We start from the raw sequence: 3,112 nt of genomic DNA, 5'->3' as shown, positions 1-3,112 counted from the left end.
ACGGCGGTAGTTCATGACCAGACGTGTCGCGCTCTCGAACCGCATCTCGCGCACCTGCTCCATCATCAGGTCAGGCCGCGACGCTGCGTCCGTCTCGGTGACGAGTTCGGTCCCGTCGAAGCGATATTTCCCTGTGTAGGATATCAAGGGCCGAGGCTGAGCTTCTTGTGCAAGCGACGGCCGTGGGTCGGTCACCGCGACCAAAATGCGGTCATCCTTGAACATCACGAAGCCCATCGGATGTTGCCCGATGGGTGACGGCACCTCTCGGCCAGCATCGTCACGGGCCGTGACCTCGATGAGCCTCCACATCGTTCCCGCTAGCGCTTCCATCCGCCCCTCCATTGGCGTCCTGGCCGGCCGCGACCAGAGGAATAGCGAAACCGGTGGACGATCGCGCAGGTGGCACTGACGTTGTGAGAAAGGAGCGCACCTTTCATGCTGCTCGCATTACGGAACATCGTTGACTGCGGTGATTGGTATCGCCGGTCGTCGTTCCGTTTCCATTTTTTAGATCAAAGTGTCGCTTTTGCTTCCCTTTGCCTCCCATCCAATATAAACCTTAGTTGCGCGTGAGGTATCGGCTTCATCCGAGCCCCCGATTGCATGCCTCGTGCTCATCGCTATGGCAGGGGGGCGCGTGAAATTCAGGAATTTTTTGAAGGCGTCTTTCCGAAGTCGCTTAACACTGCGCGTAAGACTAGCTCTTTTTGTGTTGGCGGTGGCCATGCCCCTTGTCGCGCTCAACCTCTGCCTCGTCTACGTCGGTTACCGAAGCGGCCGCGAGCAGGCGAGCCAGGAGGCGCTGAACGTGGCGCGCGGTCTCGCGCTTGCCTTGGAAGGTGAGTTGCATGGCCGCACCCTCGCACTTGAGGTGCTCGCCGGCTCCGACGCCCTTGCCAGAGGCGACTTGGACGCATTTCGGTCTCAGGCGGAAGCGCTCGTTGCTCGACAAGCGCCCGGCGCCAACATCTTGCTGCTCCGCGCGGATGGCCAGCAACTCATGAACACCGCTGCGCCGCGCGGTGCGCCTCTCCCATCTCGGATCTACATGGTCAATCAGCAACAAGTCCTCCGCACGGGCCAGCCTTCCACATCGGACCTGTTCTTTGGCATCGTCGTGCACCGCCCGGTTATAGCCATCGACGTCCCGGTGCCGACGCCGGAGGGAGCGCCCACCATGGTGCTCGCTTTGAACCCTCCGCTCGATGCCTTCGATGCGTTGATCAGACGTCAGCAGCACGACCCCACGTGGATCATCGCGGTCGCCGATCGCGTTGGAACGCGGGTGGCGCGCATCCCCGATCCGGACCGTTTCGTCGGCCGGCCCTTGACGCCAGATCTCATGGAACGATGGATGTCTGGTGCCGCCGAGGGCCTCCTCGACGGGGTCAGCCCCGACGGCGTTCATGTGCTTACCGCTTTTGTCCGCCTGCCCGAGCCATATGGCTGGGGCGTTGCGGTCGCCGTGCCGAAGGCAACGCTTACGCGTCCAGCCCTACGGACAGCCGTTGCACTGTTCGCAGCCGAGTTGGCGTTGCTCGCGCTCGGCTTGTTGCTTGCTCGGCGCATCGCCCTCGGCGTCCTGCATCCGATCACCGACCTCCTGCGGTTCGCGGCCACGCCGGACGGGCCCACGTCGCCTACTGTGTCGCCCACCCTCGGCCTGCCGGAGGCGGACCGGCTCGCAGAGGCATTGCTGGCCGAGGCCCGCCTGCGCCGGGCCGCCACCGCCTCGCTCGTGGACAGCGAGCGGCGGTTGCGGCTGGTAGTGGCTGAGCTCAACCATCGTGCCAAGAATGCCCTCGCCACGGTGCAGTCGCTCGCTCTGCAGACGGCGCGCACTGGAGGAGGTGAACCCAGACACTTCATCCGGACATTCACGGCCCGACTGCAATCCCTCGCTCGCGCGCATGATCTGCTTACGGCCGTGGGCTGGGAGGGAGCGGCACTCGATGCGGTGGTACGCACTGGGCTTGCGCCCTGGCTTGGTGAGGGGACGGACGACGGGCGATCGCGCTTCGTAGTGCAGACCGCGCCGAATAGCCCAATGCCGCAGATCCCGCCTGGCCAAGTCCAGGCGTTGATCATGGGCCTTCATGAGTTGGCCGTGAACGCCGTCAAGCATGGCGCGCTCTCCGTGCCGGATGGGCATGTCGAGGTGATCTGCAGGGCCGATCCCGTGGGCCTTTCTGCTGCGGTCGATTGGCGCGAGATGGACGGCCCACCGGTGCCGGGCGAGCCGGCTCGGCGGGGCTTCGGGACGAGGCTGCTGGAACGCGCCCTGGCGCGTGATCTGGGTCCCGGCGCGCGAGTCGTTCTCATGTTCGAGGCGGGTGGGCTGCGAGCGACCATCTGCTTCACGCCAAGATCAATCGTCGAGGCGGGTTCAGCGTCTTATACCAGCCCGCCGCAAGGCTGACACATGCTGCGGCTGACAGATGCCGCCAGGATGTATGCCCTCGCTGCCTACGCGATGTGTCAACGCGCAGGCGGGCCGGTATTAGACCGGCTCGACGCTGCGCTTGCCTTAATCAAGAAGGCGGTGAGAGCTTTGAAAGCCGCCCAAGCCGACATGCAACAATGCCTGTTGTCCAGGAGGTCGTGCAGTGAGGACCAAAGCCGAACGGGAATGGATCGCTAAGTTTGGCGACAAGGAACGTGCGGAACTAGATCGCAGCCATGTCGTCCTTTGCGAGGTAGCCACCGGCGGGAGGTACATGCTGCGCGGCGAGGAGTTACTGCGAGAGATTGAGCGCACCGGGGCTACCGAGGAAGTGCGGATCGCTACCATCACGGTGCCGACCGATGATGTGGCGGAAGCCTTGCGGCTGGTTCTGGCACAGCGGCCAAGTCCGCGTCGGCAAACGGATCTGCTGCACTAGCTCTAGGCGCAGTTCGACTTGGGTGTGGGGTGGCCACGGCAGACTGCCCGCCGAACTACGCCAGCGCCCGATCCAGCAGCGCCTTTCCGGTGAAGCCTTCGTGCAGCATCGCCCGGTGCCAGCCGAGGTAGTTGCCGAGGTACCGGGTCGCCACGCCACGGCAGCGCCCGTTCACCAGCGCTTTGATCTGGCCGTGGTGCGCGTTCACCCGCCCAAGCCCGAGGCGG

3 protein-coding genes and 1 pseudogene are annotated in these 3,112 nt (G+C 64.4%); 2 read left to right on the top strand and 2 right to left on the bottom strand.

From position 1 onward, the window contains the following. A partial coding sequence (locus tag Q7A36_RS39080; protein ID WP_305109189.1) for a lipocalin-like domain-containing protein occupies positions 1–333 on the bottom strand: 333 nt, incomplete at its 3' end. Positions 334–727: 394 nt separating this feature from the next. Between Q7A36_RS39080 and Q7A36_RS39075 the strand changes: the two genes are divergently transcribed. Both Q7A36_RS39075 and Q7A36_RS39070 read left to right on the top strand, forming a co-directional pair. Further along, a complete protein-coding gene (locus Q7A36_RS39075) occupies positions 728–2,422 on the top strand; it encodes a sensor histidine kinase (protein ID WP_305109188.1) in 1,695 nt (564 codons plus the stop codon). Positions 2,423–2,609: 187 nt separating this feature from the next. Beyond that, positions 2,610–2,885, top strand: a complete 276-nt coding sequence (locus Q7A36_RS39070; protein WP_305109187.1) for a hypothetical protein — start codon at positions 2,610–2,612, stop codon at positions 2,883–2,885. A 112-nt stretch (positions 2,886–2,997) separates the two neighbouring features. Here the strand turns inward: Q7A36_RS39070 and Q7A36_RS39065 are convergent. Next, a pseudogene (locus Q7A36_RS39065) lies at positions 2,998–3,112 on the bottom strand (IS1595 family transposase); the annotation flags it as partial.

It is taken from the genome of Paracraurococcus lichenis (assembly GCF_030657435.1).
GTDB lineage: Bacteria > Pseudomonadota > Alphaproteobacteria > Acetobacterales > Acetobacteraceae > Paracraurococcus > Paracraurococcus lichenis.
Note: the sequence above shows the minus strand (reverse complement) of the source record. Positions and strands in the feature narration are given on the sequence as shown.